At 71.2% G+C, this 20,136-nt stretch carries 17 protein-coding genes, 4 tRNA genes and 1 pseudogene; 13 read left to right on the top strand and 9 right to left on the bottom strand.

What is annotated here, in order from left to right:
* Nucleotides 1-444: 444 nt before the first annotated feature.
* Nucleotides 445-1,887, bottom strand: coding sequence for an MFS transporter (locus ABD236_RS31620; RefSeq protein ID WP_344079924.1), 1,443 nt, complete (start codon nt 1,885-1,887; stop codon nt 445-447).
* 209 nt (nt 1,888-2,096) lie between these two features.
* Here ABD236_RS31620 and ABD236_RS31615 point away from each other — a divergent pair, with 209 nt between their 5' ends.
* The 4 genes from ABD236_RS31615 to purM all read left to right on the top strand — a co-directional run bounded on the left by ABD236_RS31615 (nt 2,097) and on the right by purM (nt 6,792).
* On the top strand, nt 2,097-2,753 hold the full coding sequence (locus tag ABD236_RS31615) for a TetR/AcrR family transcriptional regulator (protein ID WP_344079886.1): 657 nt from the start codon (nt 2,097-2,099) through the stop codon (nt 2,751-2,753).
* Nucleotides 2,754-2,789: 36 nt separating this feature from the next.
* Nucleotides 2,790-3,551: a sterol carrier family protein gene (locus ABD236_RS31610; protein WP_344079883.1), complete on the top strand. Its 762-nt coding sequence runs from the start codon at nt 2,790-2,792 to the stop codon at nt 3,549-3,551.
* Between the two features lie 601 nt (nt 3,552-4,152).
* Nucleotides 4,153-5,679, top strand: coding sequence for an amidophosphoribosyltransferase (gene purF / locus ABD236_RS31605; RefSeq protein WP_344079880.1), 1,527 nt, complete (start codon nt 4,153-4,155; stop codon nt 5,677-5,679).
* Nucleotides 5,680-5,724: 45 nt separating this feature from the next.
* A complete protein-coding gene (purM, locus tag ABD236_RS31600) occupies nt 5,725-6,792 on the top strand; it encodes a phosphoribosylformylglycinamidine cyclo-ligase (RefSeq protein ID WP_344079877.1) in 1,068 nt (355 codons plus the stop codon).
* A 134-nt stretch (nt 6,793-6,926) separates the two neighbouring features.
* Here purM and ABD236_RS31595 read toward each other — a convergent pair whose 3' ends face one another.
* Both ABD236_RS31595 and ABD236_RS31590 read right to left on the bottom strand, forming a co-directional pair.
* Nucleotides 6,927-7,193 carry a DUF3073 domain-containing protein gene (locus tag ABD236_RS31595; protein WP_344079874.1) on the bottom strand — a complete coding sequence of 89 codons (267 nt, stop codon included), beginning with the start codon at nt 7,191-7,193 and terminating at the stop codon, nt 6,927-6,929.
* Nucleotides 7,194-7,474: 281 nt separating this feature from the next.
* Nucleotides 7,475-8,578 (bottom strand): Leu/Phe/Val dehydrogenase, encoded by a 1,104-nt coding sequence (locus ABD236_RS31590; RefSeq protein ID WP_344079871.1) that lies wholly within the window; start codon nt 8,576-8,578, stop codon nt 7,475-7,477.
* A 176-nt stretch (nt 8,579-8,754) separates the two neighbouring features.
* On the opposite strand from ABD236_RS31590, the gene ABD236_RS31585 reads away from it, so the two are divergent.
* Complete coding sequence (locus tag ABD236_RS31585; RefSeq protein WP_344079868.1) at nt 8,755-9,597, top strand: DUF8083 family protein; 843 nt, start codon at nt 8,755-8,757, stop codon at nt 9,595-9,597.
* Nucleotides 9,598-10,139: 542 nt separating this feature from the next.
* Nucleotides 10,140-10,346 (top strand): developmental transcriptional regulator BldC, encoded by a 207-nt coding sequence (gene bldC, locus ABD236_RS31580; RefSeq protein ID WP_003949541.1) that lies wholly within the window; start codon nt 10,140-10,142, stop codon nt 10,344-10,346.
* A 360-nt stretch (nt 10,347-10,706) separates the two neighbouring features.
* On the opposite strand, the gene ABD236_RS31575 is transcribed toward bldC, so the two are convergent.
* The 3 genes from ABD236_RS31575 to hrpA all read right to left on the bottom strand — a co-directional run bounded on the left by ABD236_RS31575 (nt 10,707) and on the right by hrpA (nt 15,308).
* Nucleotides 10,707-11,006 carry a DUF6274 family protein gene (locus ABD236_RS31575; protein WP_344079865.1) on the bottom strand — a complete coding sequence of 100 codons (300 nt, stop codon included), beginning with the start codon at nt 11,004-11,006 and terminating at the stop codon, nt 10,707-10,709.
* A 190-nt stretch (nt 11,007-11,196) separates the two neighbouring features.
* Nucleotides 11,197-11,271, bottom strand: a tRNA-Asp gene (locus ABD236_RS31570).
* 104 nt (nt 11,272-11,375) lie between these two features.
* Complete coding sequence (gene hrpA / locus ABD236_RS31565; RefSeq protein WP_344079862.1) at nt 11,376-15,308, bottom strand: ATP-dependent RNA helicase HrpA; 3,933 nt, start codon at nt 15,306-15,308, stop codon at nt 11,376-11,378.
* Nucleotides 15,309-15,847: 539 nt separating this feature from the next.
* On the opposite strand from hrpA, the gene ABD236_RS31560 reads away from it, so the two are divergent.
* From ABD236_RS31560 to ABD236_RS31550, 3 genes are all read left to right on the top strand, one after another.
* Nucleotides 15,848-16,216 (top strand): hypothetical protein, encoded by a 369-nt coding sequence (locus ABD236_RS31560; protein WP_344079859.1) that lies wholly within the window; start codon nt 15,848-15,850, stop codon nt 16,214-16,216.
* A gap of 84 nt (nt 16,217-16,300) precedes the next feature.
* Nucleotides 16,301-17,104, top strand: coding sequence for a DsbA family protein (locus tag ABD236_RS31555; RefSeq protein ID WP_344079856.1), 804 nt, complete (start codon nt 16,301-16,303; stop codon nt 17,102-17,104).
* Nucleotides 17,101-17,940 carry a cytochrome c biogenesis CcdA family protein gene (locus ABD236_RS31550; protein WP_344079853.1) on the top strand — a complete coding sequence of 280 codons (840 nt, stop codon included), beginning with the start codon at nt 17,101-17,103 and terminating at the stop codon, nt 17,938-17,940. The genes ABD236_RS31555 and ABD236_RS31550 overlap by 4 nt, the downstream gene beginning before the upstream one ends.
* A gap of 42 nt (nt 17,941-17,982) precedes the next feature.
* Here ABD236_RS31550 and ABD236_RS31545 read toward each other — a convergent pair.
* From ABD236_RS31545 to ABD236_RS31535, 3 genes are all read right to left on the bottom strand, one after another.
* Nucleotides 17,983-18,056, bottom strand: a tRNA-Phe gene (locus ABD236_RS31545).
* 24 nt (nt 18,057-18,080) lie between these two features.
* Nucleotides 18,081-18,155 (bottom strand) — tRNA-Asp (locus ABD236_RS31540).
* 39 nt (nt 18,156-18,194) lie between these two features.
* Nucleotides 18,195-18,267: transfer RNA gene (locus ABD236_RS31535), tRNA-Glu, on the bottom strand.
* Between the two features lie 167 nt (nt 18,268-18,434).
* On the opposite strand from ABD236_RS31535, the gene ABD236_RS31530 reads away from it, so the two are divergent.
* From ABD236_RS31530 to ABD236_RS31515, 4 genes and pseudogenes are all read left to right on the top strand, one after another.
* The gene (locus ABD236_RS31530; protein ID WP_180357222.1) at nt 18,435-18,785 is read left to right on the top strand and encodes a metallopeptidase family protein; all 351 of its coding nucleotides are present in this window, start codon (nt 18,435-18,437) and stop codon (nt 18,783-18,785) included.
* Complete coding sequence (locus ABD236_RS31525; RefSeq protein ID WP_344079849.1) at nt 18,782-19,282, top strand: fluoride efflux transporter FluC; 501 nt, start codon at nt 18,782-18,784, stop codon at nt 19,280-19,282. The genes ABD236_RS31530 and ABD236_RS31525 overlap by 4 nt, the downstream gene beginning before the upstream one ends.
* Nucleotides 19,279-19,641, top strand: a complete 363-nt coding sequence (locus tag ABD236_RS31520; protein WP_344079846.1) for a fluoride efflux transporter FluC — start codon at nt 19,279-19,281, stop codon at nt 19,639-19,641. Before ABD236_RS31525 ends, ABD236_RS31520 begins: the two co-directional genes overlap by 4 nt.
* A gap of 208 nt (nt 19,642-19,849) precedes the next feature.
* Nucleotides 19,850-20,136 (top strand): annotated as a pseudogene (locus ABD236_RS31515) (hypothetical protein); the annotation flags it as partial.

The following is a 20,136-nucleotide window of genomic DNA, read 5'->3' as shown; positions in this document are numbered from 1 at the left end:
AAAGCCCTCTGGCGGGCGGCCGGGCGGGGGCCGGGGCGGGCTACCGGGGGCGCTGCCCCCGGACCCCCGTTTTTTGTCTGCGGCCCGGTGGGGGCTGATCGCGCAGTTCCCCGCGCCCCTAGGAGGTCGGGGCCAGCCGGAGAACCCAGCTCAGCCACAGCCTTTCAGGGGCGCGGGGAACTGCGCGAGCAACCGGCCACGACCTGCGGACGAACGAGGGTTTTCAGGGGCGCGGGGAACTGCGCGATCAACCGGTCACGGCCCGCAGACGAAGGCGGTTTCCAGGGGCGCGGGGAACTGCGCGACCAGCCGCCCACCGGGCCGCAGGCGAAGGCGGGTTCAGGGGCGCAGCCCCGGTCAGGGGGTCGGGGGCGTAGCCCCCGGGAGAACACCTCCGCCCCCTCCCGCCCCCGGAGGGTTTAGGGAAGGGGCGGGGTGGGGGGCTCAACCCCGGGCAGCCGGCAAGCGCGTGGCCATAACCCCCGCCCCCGCCATAACCCCCGCCGCCACCAGAAACACCACATCCATCCCCGACGTCAGCGCATGGACCCCGGCCTCCCGAGCCTCCCCCCGAAGCGAGGCGAGCGCGCTCGTCGACCCGCCCGGGCCCGACGACTCGTACACCCGGCTCAGCACCGTCCCGAACACCGCCGCCCCCAGCGCGTTCCCCAGCGTCTGGAAGAACCGCACCCCCGTGGTCGCCACACCGAGCTGGTGGCGCGGCGCCGCCGCCTGCACCAGCTGGATGAGCTGGCCGATCAGGAGGCCGAAGCCCGCGCCCATCAGCAGGAGTTCGGCCCGGATCAGCCACAGCGACGTCGTCACGGACGTCGTGGCGAGCAGCCCGAGCGCCAGGCCCGCCGCCACCGTCCCCGCCAGCACGAACGTCTTCTGCGACCAGCCCCGCGCGGCCAGCCGCTCCGAGGCCAGGCCGACCGCCGTCATGCCCACGGCCATGGGGATGAGGAACAGCCCGGCGGAGGTCGGCTCGATGCCCCGGACGACCTGAAGGTAGATCATCACGTACACCAGGGCGCCCATCATCGCCGCCCCGACGAGCCCCTGGATCGCGAAGCCGAGCCGGACCGTGGGGACCTTGAACATGGACAGCGGCAGGATCGGCTCGGCGGCCGTCGTCTGGCGGCGCAGGAACAGCGCGAGCGACGCCGCGCTGGCCACCGCGAGCCCGATGATCACGGGCGAGGACCAGGCGTAGTCCTTGCCGCCCCACTCCGTCATCAGCAGCAGCGAGACCGAGAAGGCGGCCGCGAGGACCGCGCCGAGGAAGTCGATCCGGTGGCGTACGGGAGTGACCGGCAGCCGCAGGACGAGCACGGCGGCGACGAGCACGGCGAGCCCGACGGGCAGGTTCACGTAGAAGATCCAGCGCCAGCTCGCGTGGTCGGCGAGCGTGCCGCCGAGCCACGGGCCGAGCGCCATCCCCGCGCCGGCCACGATGCCGCCGATGCTGCCGCCCTTGCCCCGGCCGGTACCGTCCCCCGGCCCGGACAGCTGCGCGAGCACCACCATCGTCACGCTCATCAGCCCGCCGCCGCCGATGCCCTGCAAGGCACGGGCCGCGATCAGTTCGCCCATGGACTGCGCGGCCCCGCACAGCGCCGAGCCGACCAGGAAGGTGGCGATCGCGCCGACGTAGACCTTCTTGGCGCCGATGGTGTCGCAGAGCTTCCCGTACAGCGGCAGCACGGCCGCCGAGGCGAGCGCGAACGCGCTGATCAGCCAGGGGATCTTGTCGACTCCATGGGCCGGGTCGAGGTCCTGGACGATCGGGACGGTGGCCGCCGACACGATGTTCATGTCGAGCACCGCGAGCAGGATCGTGACCAGGCACAGGGCCAGGCCGATCCTGCGCTGGGCGGTCGACATCGCGGGGCCGCCGCCCGTATCGGCGGGCGTGGGCGCCGTTTTCGGCATGGCTGTGCTCAGGGTCTTGGGCATGACGGTTACCCCCTACGGGACGGACAGCTACAGGGCAGCAGCTCGTGGCACCACCATGCCGCCCATCCATGTACCGAGTCAACTTTTTATCCAGGATCAAAATTCATCCGGGTACACCGCGCTGCTAGGCTGGGGCCATGGCGAACGAGTTGGCACTGGCCCGGATGGGGCTGCGTGAGCGCAAGAAGTTCCAGACCCGGCGGCGGCTGATGGCCACCGCGCTGGAGCTCTTCGCCGAGCGGGGCTTCGACAAGGTCTCCGTCGCGGAGATCGCCGAGGCCGCCGAGGTGTCGAAGATGACCGTCTTCAACCACTTCGCCGGCAAGGAGGACCTGGTGCTCCAGCCGGTCGAGGAGCACACCCGGGACGTCGCCCAGGCCCTGCGCGACCGGCCGCCGGGCGAGTCCGCCGTCGCCGCGGTGCGCCGCCACTATCTGACGGCCGTCGAGGAGCGCGACGCCTCCATCGGGCTCGACGGCGAGCCGCTGGTGGTCCAGCTGACCCGGCTGATCATCGAGACCCCGGTCCTGCTCACCCGCGCCCAGGCGGCCCTGTTCCAGAGCTCCGAGCTGGTGGCCGAGGCCCTGACCGAGGAGACCGGTGACCCGGTGATGGCCCGGGTGGCGGCGGCCCAGCTGATGGGCACGCGCGCGACGCTGGTCCACGAGAACCACCGGCGGCTGCTCCTGGGCGACCCCACCGAGGAGATCGCCCGGGACGCGGAACTGCTCGGCAGGCGCGCGTTCGACCTGGTGGAACGGGGTCTGGGCGACTACGCGACGAGGCAGCCGTAGGGCTCGCCGCCCTACGGCTCCCCTAGGCTCGGCCCCATGCCACCGGCCAAGAAGCGCACGCGCAGCTACGACCCGGCGAGGACGCGCGCCGCCGTGCTCGCCCAGTTCGCGCACGTACGGGACGCCGTCCGCACCCTCACGCCCGAGCAGTCGGCGCGGCCGACGCGGCTCGGTGACCGGACGGTCCACGAGCTCGCCGTCCATCTCGCGCTGACGGTCGACGCGGTCGCCCGCGCTGTGGCCGAGCCGGCGCCGCCCGCTGCGGAACTCACCCTGCTGGAGTGGCCCTTCGCGCCGGCGCCGGACTGGGAGCGGGCCGCCGGGCAGGACCTGAGCACGCTGTACGAGGAGGTCGCGGCGCGCGCCGAGGCGGCAGCCCCGCCCGCGCGTCTCGTTTCCACTTCCTACGGGGCGATGTCGCTCGGTGACTTCCTGGTCACGCGTACGGTCGAGCTCTGCGTCCACACCGACGACCTGAACGCGGCCGTCCCCGGTCTGTCCGTCCCGTACGACCGCCAGGCCCTCGCGGCCTGCACCCGCCTCCTCGCGGACGCGCTGGCGGCGAAGGCGCCGGGGGGTTCGGTGGAGGTGCGGATCCCGCCGTACGCGGTGGTGCAGTGTGTGGCGGGGCCCAAGCACACGCGGGGCACCCCGCCGAACGTCGTCGAGACCGACCCCCTCACCTGGCTCCGCCTGGCGACGGGCCGAGAGAGCTGGTCCGAGGCGCGGGACGCGGGGGCGCTGGCGGCGAGCGGCGAACGCGCGGATGTAAGCGCCCTGCTCCCCCTACGCGGGTGAAGCCCCGGCCTCTGTGCCCGACCCGGCGGTCTTGTACCCGGCTTTTGCCTGCGGCCCGGTGGCGGGTTACTCGCGCAGTTCCCCGCGCCCCTAGGTAGTCCCCGGCAGCCGGAGAACCCAGCTCAGCCACCGGCTTCTAGGGGCGCGGGGAACTGCGCGAGAAGCGGCCACGACCTGCGGACGAACGAGGGTTTCAGGGGCGCGGGGAACTGCGCGAGAAGCGGCCACGACCTGCGGACGAACGAGGGTTTCAGGGGCGCGGGGAACTGCGCGAGCAACCGTCCACGCAGCCGCGGACAAAGGCCGGGCCAAGAAGGGGCGCGGGGAACTGCGCGGTCAGCCCACCACCGGGGACCGGGGCGTAGCCCCGGGAAAGCAGCCCAACCCCCACCCACCCTCCGGTGGGGTCAACCCGCTACCCCACGTCACCCCGCCAGGCATCCCACGCGACCTCCGTCACATTCCCCACCCCCCCATTTCCCACCCCCCGGCGAAAACCCCCCGGTAGACGCCCCGGCAGAAGCCACAAACCCCCCACCACCCCCCTCTCGTCCGTATCCCCAATTCGGACCAGTGGTCGATCTCGCCTACACTCGGTGGCGTGCCACGTGGTGACGGTCGACTCAATCATGATCTGCTCCCCGGCGAGAAAGGCCCCCAGGACGCTTGCGGCGTCTTCGGCGTCTGGGCTCCGGGTGAAGAGGTCGCCAAGCTCACTTACTTCGGGCTTTACGCCCTCCAGCATCGGGGCCAGGAATCCGCGGGAATCGCGGTCAGCAACGGCTCCCAGATCCTCGTCTTCAAGGACATGGGGCTCGTTTCCCAGGTCTTCGACGAGACTTCCCTCGGCTCCCTCCAGGGTCATATCGCGGTCGGTCACGCCCGCTACTCGACCACCGGTGCCTCCGTGTGGGAGAACGCGCAGCCGACGTTCCGGGCGACCGCCCACGGCTCGATCGCGCTCGGCCACAACGGCAACCTGGTGAACACCGCCCAGCTGGCGGAGATGGTCGCCGACCTGCCGAAGGAGAACGGTCGCGCGACCCAGGTCGCCGCGACCAACGACACCGACCTCGTCACCGCCCTGCTCGCGGGGCAGACCGACGACGACGGCAAGCCGCTCACCGTGGAGGAGGCGGCCGCCAAGGTCCTTCCCCAGGTGCAGGGCGCCTTCTCGCTGGTCTTCATGGACGAGCAGACGCTCTACTGCGCCCGCGACCCGCAGGGCATCCGCCCGCTGGTCATCGGCCGCCTGGAGCGCGGCTGGGTGGTGGCCTCCGAGACCGCCGCCCTGGACATCTGCGGTGCCAGCTTCGTCCGCGAGATCGAGCCGGGCGAGCTCGTCGCCATCGACGAGAACGGTCTCAGGACCTCCCGATTTGCTGAAGCGAAGCCCAAGGGCTGTGTCTTCGAGTACGTCTACCTGGCCCGTCCCGACACCGACATCGCCGGTCGCAACGTCTACCTCTCCCGCGTGGAGATGGGGCGCAAACTCGCCAAGGAGGCGCCCGTCGAGGCCGACCTGGTGATAGCGACGCCGGAGTCCGGCACCCCCGCGGCCATCGGCTACGCGGAGGCCAGCGGCATTCCGTACGGCTCGGGCCTGGTCAAGAACGCCTACGTCGGGCGCACCTTCATCCAGCCCTCGCAGACCATCCGCCAGCTGGGTATCCGCCTCAAGCTGAACCCGCTCAAGGAAGTCATCCGGGGCAAGCGCCTGGTGGTCGTGGACGACTCGATCGTCCGCGGCAACACCCAGCGCGCCCTGGTGAAGATGCTGCGCGAGGCCGGGGCCGCCGAGGTCCACATCCGGATCTCGTCCCCGCCGGTCAAGTGGCCGTGCTTCTTCGGCATCGACTTCGCGACCCGCGCCGAGCTGATCGCCAACGGGATGACGATCGACGAGATCGGCACCTCGCTGGGCGCCGACTCGCTCTCGTACATCTCGACGGACGCGATGATCGAGGCGACCACCATCCCCAAGGACAACCTCTGCCGCGCCTGCTTCGACGGGGTCTACCCGATGGAGCTCCCGGACCCCGAGCTGCTCGGCAAGCAGCTCCTGGAGACCGAGCTCGCGGCCGGTCCCGCCGCCACGGCCGCGGCCGACGCGCTGCGCCGCCCGTAGGCGCCCGCACGAACCCTGCAGTACGACACGAAAGTTCTCACTGTCATGTCTGAGACCACTGGTGCCAGCTACGCAGCCGCGGGCGTCGACATCGAAGCGGGCGACCGCGCCGTCGAGCTGATGAAGGAGTGGGTGAAGAAGACCAAGCGCCCCGAGGTCCTCGGCGGCCTCGGCGGTTTCGCCGGGCTCTTCGACGCCTCCGCCCTCAAGCGCTACGAGCGTCCGCTGCTCGCCTCCGCCACCGACGGCGTCGGTACGAAGGTCGACCTCGCCCGCCGTATGGGCGTGTACGACACGATCGGCCACGACCTCGTCGGCATGGTCGTCGACGACCTCGTGGTGTGCGGCGCCGAGCCGCTCTTCATGACCGACTACATCTGTGTCGGCAAGGTGCACCCCGAGCGGGTCGCCGCCATCGTCAAGGGCATCGCCGAGGGCTGTGTCCTGGCGGGCTGCGCACTGGTCGGCGGCGAGACCGCGGAGCACCCGGGACTGCTGGGCCCCGACGACTTCGACGTGGCCGGCGCCGGCACCGGTGTGGTCGAGTACGACCAGCTGCTCGGCGCGGATCGCATCCGCACGGGTGACGTGGTCATCGCGATGGCGTCGTCCGGACTTCACTCGAACGGGTACTCACTCGTGCGGCACGTGCTCTTCGACCGGGCGAAGATGTCGCTGGAGAGCCACGTCGAGGAGTTCGGCCGGACCCTGGGCGAGGAGCTCCTGGAGCCGACCAAGATCTACTCGCTGGACTGCCTGGCCCTCACCCGTACCACCGAGGTGCACGGTTTCAGCCATGTCACCGGCGGCGGTCTCGCCAACAACCTGGCCCGGGTCATCCCCGACCACCTGCACGCCACGGTCGACCGCTCGACCTGGGCGCCGGGCGCGGTCTTCGACCTGGTGGGCACGGCCGGTCAGGTCGAGCGGCTGGAGCTGGAGAAGACGCTGAACATGGGCGTCGGCATGATCGCGATCGTCCCCGAGGCCTCGGTGGACGTGGCCCTGACGACGCTGGCGGACCGGGGCGTGGACGCCTGGGTGGCCGGCCGGATCACCGAGCGCGGCGCTCACGCCGCCGGCGCCGAGCTGACCGGCGACTACGCGAAGTAGAGAAGCGTGGGGGAGGGGCCGCGCGGTCCCTCCCGGGCAGCACAGAACCCGGTCCGGGGCCAGGCCCCGGACCGGGTCGGTGTGTTCTCAGTGCGGCAGGAATCAGAGCTGCTGCGAAAGAGGGATCAGCGTAGTCAAGCGCCGCGGCGCTGCGACGACGGACCGGACTCCTCGTCCTCGTCCTCGTCGTCATTCCCGTACATGTCCGCATAGCGGGCGTACGGGTCGTCTTCCTCGTCGTCGTCCTCGAACGGCTCGCCATTCGGCGGCTGATTCGAGATCGGCTGCGAAGTCGATGCGCCCAGCTCGTTGGCCAGACGCGACAGGTCAGTCCCGCCGCTGCTGTACTTCAGCTGGCGGGCGACCTTCGTCTGCTTGGCCTTTGCCCGGCCGCGCCCCATGGCTCGACCCCCTCGGTGACGGGGCTCGACGGCCCCAGAGTCTTGACACGCGTTCATGGTTCGGAGCGGGCTCTCCGTGGAGAGACCGTGTCCGTAGGGCTTCAACGGTACCTGCTTCCGCGGCCATACGGTACGCCGCCCGCATGACGTGCCACTTCGCAGAACCCGCAAGGAGCCCCTTCCTCGCTGGTCAACCGCGATTTTAACCTCTTCTCGGCGTCCGACCCGCCGACCGGCGTGAGTCTTCTCTCGCCGGTCGGCCGGTCGGGGCGCCGAAGGCGTCAGAGCGGGCGGGCCTCGGCCATGCGCTGCTCCGCGATCCGGTCGGCCGCGGCGGCCGGCGGAATCCCGTCCTCCTTCGCACGTGCGAATATGGCCAGCGTGGTGTCGAAGATCTTCGACGCCTTGGCCTTGCAGCGGTCGAAGTCGAAGCCGTGCAGCTCGTCGGCGACCTGGATCACGCCACCGGCGTTGACCACGTAGTCGGGCGCGTAGAGGATCGCGCGGTCCGCGAGGTCCTTCTCGACGCCCGGGTGGGCCAGCTGGTTGTTGGCCGCACCGCACACGATCTTCGCGGTGAGCACCGGGACCGTCTCGTCGTTCAGGGCGCCGCCGAGCGCGCAGGGAGCGTAGATGTCCAGCCCCTCCACCCGGATCAGCGCGTCGGTGTCGGCGACCGCGGTGACGCTGCCGGGGTGCTTGTCGAGGATCCGGCGGACCGACTCCTCGCGTACGTCCGTGATCACGACCTCGGCGCCGTCCGCCACCAGGTGCTCCACCAGGTAGTGACCCACCTTGCCGACGCCCGCGACGCCCACCTTGCGGCCGCGCAGCGTCGGGTCGCCCCACAGGTGCTGGGCGCTGGCCCGCATGCCCTGGAAGACGCCGAACGCGGTCAGCACCGAGGAGTCGCCGGCGCCGCCGTTCTCGGGGGAGCGGCCGGTCGTCCACCGGCACTCACGCGCCACGACGTCCATGTCCGCGACATACGTGCCGACGTCGCACGCCGTCACATAGCGCCCGCCCAGCGAGGCCACCATCCGCCCGTAGGCGAGCAGCAGTTCCTCGGTCTTGACGGTCTCCGGGTCACCGATGATGACGGCCTTGCCGCCGCCGTGGTCGAGGCCGGCCATGGCGTTCTTGTAGGACATGCCGCGCGAGAGGTTGAGCGCGTCGGCGACGGCCTCCGCCTCGCTCGCGTAGGGGTAGAAGCGCGTTCCACCGAGGGCCGGGCCCAGGGCGGTGGAGTGGATGGCGATGACGGCCCTCAGGCCCGTGGCGCGGTCCTGGCACAGCACTACCTGTTCGTGTCCGCCCTGGTCCGATCGGAACAGGGTGTGCAGAACATCTGCTGAGCTGACGGCGTCGCCGGTCACATCGGTCACGGTGGTGACTCCCAAGTACGAAGCGGCGTTTGGCGGTCCGCCTGTGGGTGGGGCGGGCCGCGTCGCGGCCCGCCCGGGGCCGCGCTGGGAGCAGAGTAAGTCCTACGCGTGCGTAGATCAGGCGCAGTGCCGAGGATCACCCTCCCGCCCCGCGTGTGCGTGGGACGATGCGACCCATGGCGGTGGTGTCCTCGGTGATCGTCCCGTACGCGTCCTATCTGCGGGTGTACGAGCCGCTGGCGGCCTTCCCCGAACCCGAGCGCGGCCACTGGGCCCGCTACGCGGAGCGCGGGCGCATCCCCGGTGCCCAGGACGAACTCCGGCGCGCGCTGGCGGATCTGGTGCCGACGCCGCCGGTGGCGGTGCCGGTCCACGAGAGCGCGGACGCGTTCGTGGCCGAGGTCGACTCAGTGGTGTGCGTCTGCCCGTGGCGGACCCGGCTGCGCGGCTGGCGGGCCCTGGAGGAGCTGGCGGGCCAGTACCCGGCGCCGGTGCTCGACGCGCTGCTGCCGCCGGTGGTGCGGCGGCAGGCCGCGGCGGACTACGAGCGGTGGCGGGAGCGCAACCCGGACGCCCGGCCGTGGATCCTGACGTCGGTCTGGCATGTCCCTGTGAGCTGGTTCACAGTCTTTTCGGACGAAGAGAGGGAGTATGTCCGGGCGGACAGCGGAGTGGCCCCGGTGCTGCGCTACCGCACCCCGATGGTCCAGGCCCGCCGCCGCCTCGCGCGGGCCCTGCGGACGCTGCGCGACCACATCGACGAGGGGCCGCTGACGGAGGGCCTGGTCGAGGTGGGCCGCTGGCTGGAGGAGTTCCATCCGCGCTCGCTGGTGGAGCTGGACTACGGCGGCCTGGTGCACGCCCTGCCGAGGGCGCGCCTGGAGGAGGACCGCTCGGCGGCCGACGTGGCCGAGGGGATCGCCGCGCTGCGGGCCGGTGACGGCGCGGGGGCGGCCAGGGCGTACGAGCGCTTCACCGAGCGCTGGCGCTCCGTCAGGGAGCGCCGGCTGGCGAACTGAGGCTCCGTCGGACTGAGGGGGCGTCGGATCGGGCCGGGCGCTGAACCGTTCGGGTGAGTGTCTTCGTACGGCTGAGTGACTCCTGCGGACGTGCGCTCGGGACGTAGGTCCTGATCCGGGCCTTTGCCCCAAGCGTGACGGACCGCACTTACTGGGCCCTTGCGTCGATCCCCCACCCTCGTGCCAAAATAGGACAAGGAGTCCGGGGAGGGCTCCTTCCGTCCAACTAAGGGCGGATTGCTTGGCATTGCCTGCTATGGGGGGTCTGATGACTCCTGATCGCTCTGTGACTGATCGTCACTGTGGCGTGACTGTCCGCTATGGCATGGTCCATCGGCTTCCGTCGCTGATGAACACCTGGGAGGGCAATTCCATCGGTTTGGCCGACGTGGCTGGACAGATGGTGTAGTTGTAGTGCCGAGGACAAGCCGTTCGTCCTATAACCGACTCGGCTCGCGTCCGCCATTTCGGGCAACGCGGGTCAAGGTGCAGAATTTAGAGGAAAGAACCGAGAAGGTTCGGTTCTCCCGAGGAGGCCGCTCATGACCGCTCGCACCCCTGATGCCGAGCCGCTGCTGACCCCGGCTGAGGTTGCCACGATGTTCCGCGTGGACCCGAAGACGGTCACCCGCTGGGCGAAGGCGGGCAAGCTCACGTCCATCCGCACGCTGGGTGGACACCGCCGGTACCGCGAAGCAGAGGTCCGTGCGCTGCTCGCGGGCATTCCGCAGCAGCGTAGCGAGGCCTGAACAACACCCCGATAACGGGCATTCCGGGGCCCCCACCCCGGTCGCCCACCCCATAGCTCCACTGACGCACTGCCCGCCCCAACGGGCTCGCCGTCATCGGCCGCGCTGGACTCCGCCGGGTCCAGCGCGGTTCTTTTTATGTCCCGATCCGGGACTGTCCGGGCCGTCTGGGGGTACTTGGCGGGGCATGCCCGACACCCCTCGATCGCTGGTGCAATTGCACATATTAAATTGGGGGGTTGTAGGCACGGCGTAAGTTCCCCGGTTCTAAAAACTTGTTCGGTGACTCCCGTCACACCCCTGCGCCGGTCCTCTGCCCAGAGCCTGCCACCGTTCCGGGCGCGCTCCACCCGCCATTGGTCACCGCTCGACGGGACCTTCGTCCTCGGGCCGGGGGCCGGGCAGCGACGGCACGCCGGGCGGGCGCTCGGGCAGACGCTCGGACAGGCGCTCGGGCAGGGCCTCGCAGGGCGCCTCGGGCAGCGTCTCGGGCGGCTCGGGCACGGCGAGGAGCGGATCGGGCTCGGAGGGGTCCATGGCGAGCCTCAGAAGGCGCGAGCAGACCGGGCAGTGGCGGGTGACATGCCGGTAGCCGCTGGCGGCCGACAGATGGGCGCGCAGCAGCGCCCGGGTCTCGTGCTTCGCGGACGACGCCGTCATGGCCACCTCCCGGGTGAAGCCCGCTGCCTTCCCTCTCTGGGTACCGGTGGCAGATGACCGCGTCAAGACGGCCGGAAAAGCCAAGTGGGCCCGGATCCCCGGGGGTCCGGGCCCAGTTGTCCTCGCGGACCTGGCGGGCGCACAACACTGAGGCCCGCATCCAGGAAGGATGCGGGCCTCAGTTCTACTGCGGTCCTGACGGGATTTGAACCCGCGGCCTCCACCTTGACAGGGTGGCGAGCACTCCAAACTGCTCCACAGGACCAGGTTTCGCAGCCTGTGCTTGCTCCTTGGCTGCGAGAGAGACTGTACAGCAGGTCAGCTGGTCAGGTCGAACTCACTCAGGGCGAGGGCTCCGTCACGGCGCCGTCAGGACTTCGCCGTCGCGACCGCCGCGTCGATCGCCTTCACGATCCGCTTGTCCGAGACGGGGAACGCGGTACCCAGCGCGTGCGCGAAGTAGCTCACCCGCAGCTCCTCGATCATCCAGCGGATGTCCAGGACCTCCCGCGGCACCGGCCGCCCCTGCGGCATCTGCTCGAGGAGCCACGCGTACTCGTCCTGCATCTCATGGACCTTCTCCATGCGCGTGGTGTCGCGCTGCACGGACGTCGGCATCTGCTGGAGCCGCCGGTCCACCGCCACCAGATAGCGCATCAGGTCCGGCAGCCGCCGCAGCCCCGTCAGGGTCACGAAGCCGGCCGGCATCAGGGCCGCCAGCTGCTCCCGTACGTCCTGGAGGTTGTTGATCAGGACCAGGCTGTTGGTGGCCTTCAGCCGGCGCTCACAGGCCTGCCAGGCGGCCAGGATCTGCTGGACCTGCGCCACCGTCCGTACGGTCGTGTCGACGAGGTCGGCGCGCACCTTGTCGAACAGCTTGCGGAAGGACTCCTCGTCCCACGCCGGGCCCCCGTGGTCGGCGATCAGCTTGTCGGCGGCGGCCGTCGCGCAGTCCTCGAAGAGCGCCTGCACCGAGCCGTGCGGATTGCGGGACAGGGCGAGCTTGTGCTGGTTGGTCAGCTTGTCCGAGGCGAACTTCGCCGGGTTCACCGGGATGTTCAGCATGATCAGCTTCCGGGTGCCGCGCCACATCGCCTGCTGCTGCTCGGCCTCGGTGTCGAAGAGCCGTACGGAGACGCTCTCGCCGGAGTCGACCAGCGCCGGGTAGGCCTTCACCGGCTGCCCCGCGCGCTTGGTCTCGAAGACCTTCGTCAGGGTGCCGATCGTCCAGTCGGTGAGGCCGGTGCGCTCGATGGAGACCCCGCCGGAGGGGGCGGCCGCCGCGGCGGCCTTGGAGAGCGCCTGGCGGGCCTTGGGGCGCAGCTGGAGCTTGAGCGCCTCCAGGTCCTTGTCCTCGGCCAGCTTGCGGCGCCGCTCGTCGACGATCCGGAACGTGATCTTCAAGTGGTCCGGGACGCGCGCGAGGTCGAAGTCCTCGGCCGTGACCGGGACCCCCACCATCCGCTGGAGCTCGCGCGCCAGCGTCATGGGCAGCGGCTCCTGGAGCGGCACCGCGCGCTCCAGGAACTTCGTGGCGAAGTTGGGCGCGGGCACGTAGTGGCGGCGGATCGGCTTGGGCAGCGAGCGGATGAGCTCGGTGACGACCTCCTCGCGCAGGCCCGGGATCTGCCAGTCGAAGCCCTCGTCGGTGACCTGGTTGAGGACCTGGAGGGGGATGTGGACGGTGACGCCGTCCGCGTCCGCGCCCGGCTCGAACTGGTAGGTGACCTTGAACTTCAGCCGGCCCTGGCGCCAGTTGTCCGGGTAGTCGTCCTTGGTGACGGCGAGCGCCGACTCCCGGATGAGCATCTCCCGCTCGAAGTCCAGGAACTCCGGCTCCTCATGGCGCTTGTGCTTCCACCAGGAGTCGAAGTGCGCGCCGGACACCACGTGTTCGGGCACCCGCTGGTCGTAGAAGTCGAAGAGCGTCTCGTCGTCGACCAGGATGTCGCGGCGCCGCGCCCGGTGCTCCAGCTCCTCGACCTCGGTGAGCAGCTTGCGGTTGTCGGCGAAGAACTTGTGGTGGGTGCGCCAGTCGCCCTCGACCAGCGCGTTGCGGATGAACAGCTCGCGCGAGGCCTCGGGGTCGATGCGGCCGTAGTTCACCTTGCGGTTGGCCACGATCGGCACGCCGTACAGCGTGACCCTCTCGTACGCCATCACCGCGGCCTGGTCCTTCTCCCAGTGCGGCTCGCTGTAGGTGCGCTTGACCAGGTGCTGGGCGAGCGGCTCGATCCACTCGGGCTCGATCTTCGCGTTGACCCGGGCCCACAGCCGGGAGGTCTCCACGAGCTCGGCCGACATCAGGACCTTGGGCTGCTTCTTGAAGAGCGCGGACCCGGGGAAGATCGCGAACTTGGCGCTGCGGGCGCCGAGGTACTCGTTCTTGTCGGTGTCCTTGAGCCCGATGTGCGAGAGCAGCCCGGCGAGCAGCGAGGTGTGGACGGACTGCTCGGGGGCGTCCTCCTCGTTGAGGTGGATGCCCATGGTCTTGGCGACCGTGCGCAGCTGGGAGTAGATGTCCTGCCACTCGCGGATGCGCAGGAAGTTCAGGTACTCCTGCTTGCACATCCGGCGGAAGCTGGAGGAGCCGCGCTCCTTCTGCTGTTCGCGCACATAGCGCCACAGGTTGAGGAAGGCGAGGAAGTCGCTGGTCTCGTCCTTGAAGCGGGCGTGCTGCTGGTCGGCCTGGGCCTGCTTGTCGGAGGGGCGCTCGCGCGGGTCCTGGATGGAGAGCGCCGCCGCGATCACCATCACCTCGCGGACACAGCCGTTCTTGTCGGCCTCCAGGACCATCCGGGCGAGCCGCGGGTCGACCGGCAGCTGCGCCAGCTTGCGGCCCATCGGGGTGAGCCGCTTGCGGGGGTCCTTCTCGGCCGGGTCCAGCGCGTGCAGCTCCTGGAGGAGCTGGACGCCGTCGCGGATGTTGCGGTGGTCCGGCGGGTCGATGAAGGGGAACTTCTCGATGTCGCCGAGCCCGGCGGCGGTCATCTGGAGGATGACGGAGGCCAGGTTGGTGCGCAGGATCTCCGCGTCGGTGAACTCGGGCCGGGAGAGGAAGTCGTCCTCCGAATACAGCCGGATGCAGACGCCGTCGCTGGTACGGCCGCAGCGGCCCTTGCGCTGGTTGGCGCTGGCCTGCGAGACCGCCTCGATGGGCAGCCGCTGCACCTTGGTGCGGTGGCTGTAGCGGGAGATACGGGCGGTGCCCGGGTCGATGACGTACTTGATGCCCGGCACGGTCAGCGAGGTCTCGGCGACGTTGGTCGCGAGAACGATCCTGCGCCCGGTGTGCTGCTGGAAGACGCGGTGCTGCTCGGCGTGGCTCAGGCGCGCGTACAGCGGCAGCACTTCCGTGGACCGCAGGTTCTTCTTGTTCAGCGCGTCCGCCGTGTCGCGGATCTCGCGCTCGCCGGAGAGGAAGACCAGGATGTCGCCGGGGCCTTCGGACTGGAGCTCGTCGACGGCGTCGCAGATCGCGGTGATCTGGTCCCGGTCGGCGTCGTCCGAGTCCTCTTCGAGGAGGGGGCGATAGCGCACCTCGACGGGGTACGTACGCCCGCTGACCTCGACGATGGGGGCGTCGCCGAAGTGGCGGGAGAAGCGCTCGGGGTCGATGGTCGCCGAGGTGATGACGACCTTGAGGTCGGGGCGCCTGGGCAGCAGCTGGGCCAGATAGCCCAGCAGGAAGTCGATGTTGAGGGACCGCTCGTGGGCCTCGTCGATGATGATCGTGTCGTAGGCGCGCAGCTCGCGGTCGGTCTGGATCTCGGCGAGCAGGATGCCGTCCGTCATCAGCTTCACGAAGGTCGCGTCCTGGTCGACCTGGTCGGTGAACCGGACCTTCCAGCCGACCGCCTCGCCGAGCGGGGTCTTCAGCTCGTCCGCGATCCGGTCCGCGACCGTACGGGCGGCGATCCTGCGGGGCTGGGTGTGCCCGATCATCCCGCGGACGCCCCGGCCCAGCTCCATGCAGATCTTGGGGATCTGGGTGGTCTTGCCGGAGCCGGTCTCACCCGCGACGATCACGACCTGGTGGTCCCGTATCGCCTCCAGGATCGCGTCCTTCTTCTGGCTGACCGGGAGCTGTTCGGGGTACGTGACCTCGGGCACGCGGGAGGCCCGCCGGGCGACGCGCTCGGCGGACTTCGCGGCCTCGGCGGCGATCTCGTCGAGCACGGCCTGCCGGGCCTCGGGCTTCTTGATGCGGCGGGCGCCGTCGAGGCGGCGGCCGAGCCGGTGGGCGTCACGCAGCGAGATCTCGCCGAGCAGGGTCTGGAGATCGGCAAAGGAAGTAGACATACCTGCCTCAGGATCTCACCCACCGCACGCCCCTGGCGAACGCATTTCAGTGAGCCCGGCCTCTGTCTGCGGCTGAGTGGTGGGCCGCTCGCGCAGTTCCCCGCGCCCCTGGGGTGCCCGGTCTTTGTCTGCGGCTGAGTGGTGGGTTGCTCGCGCAGTTCCTCGCGCCCCTAGGTGGTTCGTCGTCTGCGGGCGGTGGCCGCTTCTCGCGCAGTTCCCCGCGCCCCTGGGGTGTCCGGTCTTTGTCTGCGGGTGAGTGGGTGGCTGGTCGCGCAGTTCCCCGCGCCCCTGGGGGGTTGGGCCGAGCGGAGCACTCAGCTCAGCCACCAGGCTTTTAGGGGCGCGGGGAACTGCGCGACCAGCCACCCAGAGCCCGCAGACGAAGGAGGGTTTTCAGGGGCGCGGGGAACGGCGCGAGCAACCGGCCACCGGGCCGCAGGCAAAGGCCGGGCACAGCAGGGGCGCGGGGAACCCGTCGCCGGGTCGCAGGTGGAGGGGGCCGGGGGGTGGTCCCGGGAAAAGCGCCTACCATTTCGGGCATGCCCCGCACCGCCCCGCACCGCAGCCTCCCCGCCGCGCTGCTGATCGTGCTCGCCATCGCGGCGGCACTGCTGTGCGGCGGCCCGTCCCCGGCGGCGGCCGCCACCCCGGCCGAGGCACCCCGTACCCAGCTGTCCACCCCCGTCGACGGCTCGCCCGGCTGCAAGCAGGGCGGCAAGCAGGACAGGGGCGCCGACCCCGCCGCACCCGTCCGGGCCCGTACCGCCTACGACCAGGCCCCGGCCATGGGCGAGCGGCTCGCCCCGGCGGCGCTCGCCGCGCAGGCCGTGGAGCACCGCGACCCGCCGGTCCGCGGCCCCACCCGCGCCACGCCCACTCCCGTCGAGCTCTCCGTACTGAGGGTCTAGGCGGCCGGTCCCCACGACCGGCCGTCCCTTTCCCCTTTCCCGCCGCGCCCTCGCGGCGGTGCGCGTACGTACACGGAGACCTCTATGTCCCAGCCCAAGGGCACCCCTGCGTCCAAGTCCAAGTCCAAGAAGCCGTTCGTGATCGGGGCCGCCGTGGTCGCGGCGGCTGCCGTGCTCGGGATCGCCTCGTACGGGGCGAGCTCGTCCGGCGGCGCGAAGAAGGGCGCCGACTCCTCGGCGCAGGCCGTCGAGCCGCCCGCCGGCACCTTCCCCGAGCTGGAGAAGCTGGCCCGGCGCGACGGCAAGGACGCGCTGGCCCAGGGCCGCGCGGACGCACCCGTGGTGATGATCGAGTACGCCGACTTCAAGTGCTCGTACTGCGGCAAGTTCGCCCGCGACACCGAGCCCGCGCTGGTGAAGAAGTACGTCGACGCCGGCACCCTGCGCATCGAGTGGCGCAACATGCCGATCTTCGGCGCCGAGTCGGAGGCCGCGGCGCGGGCGGCCTGGGCGGCCGGGCAGCAGGGCCGGTTCTGGCAGTTCCACACGGCCGCCTACGCCCACGGCGCCAAGGAGAAGGGCTTCGGCAAGGACCGGCTGCGCGCGCTGGCCGAGCAGGCGGGCGTCGGCGACCTCGACCGGTTCGTCCGGGACGCGGACAGCGACGCGGCGAAGTCCTCGGTGAAGAAGGACCAGGACGAGGCGTACTCGCTGGGCGCCAGCTCCACCCCCTCGTTCGTGATCAACGGGCGCCCGCTGGCCGGCGCCCAGCCGCTGGACGCCTTCGCCCAGGCGGTCGACGAGGCCGCCGAGTACAAGGCCGCGCAGGCCACCGCCTCGAAGACCGCCGCCACGAAGGACGCCGCTTCGAAGGGCGCCGGAAAGTGACCCCCGACATCGGCTATCTGGCCGCGTTCCTGGGCGGTCTGCTGGCGCTGCTCAGCCCGTGCAGCGCCCTGCTGCTCCCGGCCTTCTTCGCGTACTCGATCGACTCCGCCTCGCGGCTGCTGGCCCGTACCGGCATCTTCTACGCGGGCCTGGCCACCACCCTGGTCCCGCTGGGCGCGGCGGGCTCGTACGCGGGACGGCTCTTCTACGGCCACCGCGACCAGCTGGTCCTCTTCGGCGGCTGGCTGATCATCGCGCTCGGCGCCGCCCAGATCCTCGGCATGGGCTTCGCCAGCCGCCGCATCACCGAGCTGTCCGGCCGCATCCGCCCGACCACGGCCGCCTCGGTCTACGCCCTGGGCGCGGTCTACGGCCTGGCGGGTTTCTGCGCCGGGCCGATCCTGGGCAGCGTCCTGACGGTGGCGGCGGTCAGCGGCAGTCCGGTCTACGGCGGGCTGCTGCTCGCGGTGTACGCGCTGGGCATGGCGGCCCCGCTGTTCCTGCTCGCGCTGCTGTGGGAGCGCTTCGGCCTCGCCCGGCGCCGCTGGCTGCGCGGCCGGGTCGTCCGGCTCGGCCGCTTCGAGCTGCACACCACCTCGCTGCTCTCGGGCCTGTTCTTCATCGCCCTGGGGAGCCTGTTCCTGGCGTTCGACGGGGCCACGGCGCTGCCCGGTCTGCCGAGCGTCGACGACTCGTACGCCGCCGAGCAGTGGGCCCGCTCGTTCGGCGACGCGGTCCCGGACTGGGCGCTGCTGACGGGGGTGGTGGCGCTGGTCGCGCTGGTCCTCGGCGTAGGCGCCCGGCGGGCGCGCGAGCGCGGGGCCGGGACGGAGTGAGAACGAGGAAGGCCCCGTCCAGTGGACGGGGCCTTCCGGTTGTGGCTGGGGCCGGGGTCGAACCGGCGACCTATCGCTTTTCAGGCGATCGCTCGTACCAACTGAGCTACCCAGCCACGGTGTTTCACGTGAAACACCAGCGGTCCTGACGGGATTTGAACCCGCGGCCTCCACCTTGACAGGGTGGCGAGCACTCCAAACTGCTCCACAGGACCAAGCAATGTGCGAGCACCAGTCTCGCACACGGTAATGCGTGCCCCCAACGGGATTCGAACCCGTGCTACCGCCTTGAAAGGGCGGCGTCCTGGGCCACTAGACGATGAGGGCTAAGGGCCCACCTGGGCGCTTCGCAGCGCGTCGGGGACGTGAGAAGCATATGGGATGGAAGGAGCTATCGCCAAAACGGTTTCCCGGGGCCTCGTCGGCGCCCCTGAGCGGGGCCTCGGGGGCACCGGTCCGGGGCGTCCGCGCGCCCCATGCGTGACAATGGCCGCGTGCTGGAGATGACGCGCGAGGAGTTCGAGGAACTGGTCGCCGAGGCGCTGGACCGCATCCCGCCGGAGCTGACCCGGCTGATGGACAACGTCGCCGTGTTCGTCGAGGACGAGCCCGCCGCCGACGACCCCGAGCTGCTCGGGCTCTACGAGGGGACCCCGCTCACCGACCGCGGCGAGTGGTACGCGGGTGTGCTCCCCGACCGGATCACCATCTACCGGGGCCCGACCCTGCGGATGTGCGAGTCCCGGGAGGACGTGGTCGCCGAGACCGAGGTGACCGTCGTCCATGAGATCGCCCACCACTTCGGCATCGACGACGAGCGTCTGCACGCCCTGGGCTACGGGTGAGCGCACCCGAGCGCCCGGAGGCGATCGATCCGGACGTCGACCTCCACGTTCCCGCCCAGCGCGCCGAGACGGCCGGCGGGGCGAAGTGGCCGGTCCTCGCGGTGATCTCGGCGGGCGGGGCGCTGGGGGCGAGCGCCCGGTACGGCCTCGCGCTGGCCTGGCCGGTGCACGGCGGCGGCTTCCCCTGGCCGACGCTGCTGATCAACGTCCTGGGCTGTGCCCTCATCGGCGTCCTGATGCCGCTGATCAGCGAGGGCGGGCGCGGCGCCCACCCCCTGGTGCGGCCGTTCCTCGGGGTCGGTGTGCTCGGCGGCTTCACGACCTTCTCGACGTACGCCGTGGAGGTCGCGCGGCTGCTCGCCCGGCAGCAGCCGGGGCTCGCGATGGCCTACGCGGCCGGGACGCTCCTGGGGGCGCTCGGCGCGGTCGCGCTGGCCGCGGCGGCGACCCGGCGGGCGCTGGGCGCACGGGCCGGTGGCGAGAGGGTGCGGACATGACCTGGCTCCTGGTGGTCCTGGGCGCGGCCGTCGGCGCGCCGCTGCGGTACGTCACGGACCGCGCGGTCCAGGCCCGGCACGACTCGGTGTTCCCCTGGGGAACGTTCGTGGTCAACGCGGCCGGGAGCCTGCTGCTCGGCGCGCTGGCGGGCGCCGCCGCCTCCTCGGAGGCGTACGCGCTGCTGGGCACCGGGCTGTGCGGGGCGCTCACCACGTACTCGACGTTCTCGTACGAGACGTTGCGGCTGGCCGAGCGCGGCTGGCGGTTCCTCGCGGCGGCGAACGTGGCGGCGTCGGTGCTCGTGGGGCTCGGCGCGGTGTTCCTGGGGGCGGGGCTGGTCGGTGGCACGCCGGCGTAAGAGCCTGTTTCGCCGGGAGCCTGTTTCTCCGGACTCGACCGGGTCCGCCTCGACCTGACCGGGCGGGACCGGATTCGCCAGCGATTCGCCACCGAAGGACCACCCGTCGGAATCCCGTTCGTACGGGCGGGGTCCCGGGCGTGTCCCCGGCGGGGAAAAGGGAGTTGGGCAAGGCGACCCTGCCCTGCCCGCGCCCCGGAGGCCACCCGTGCGCCAGTTGTCCGCCCCCGTCCGTTTGGCCGTGACCGCGCTGGTGGTCGCGGCCTCGGCGGGCTGCATGAGTGTGAGCGACGACGGGAAGGCCCCCAGGCCGTCGGTCTCCGCCGGGCACGAGGGGGCGGCGGTCGAGTCGGAGGGGGTCGCCGCGGTCTCCGCCGGGGCCGGCAAGGGGCGGCCCGGCAAGCACGGCGCCAAGCCGGCCCCGGGGTCCTCCGCGGCCGCGAGCCCGAGCGGGTCGGCGCCCGGCGCGGCCGCGCCCCCGGCCTCGCCCGACTG

This window comes from Streptomyces crystallinus, assembly GCF_039521265.1.
Taxonomy (GTDB): Bacteria; Actinomycetota; Actinomycetes; order Streptomycetales; family Streptomycetaceae; genus Streptomyces; species Streptomyces crystallinus.
The sequence above is the reverse complement of the archived record's forward strand: the minus strand, read 5'-3'. Positions and strand labels throughout refer to the sequence as shown.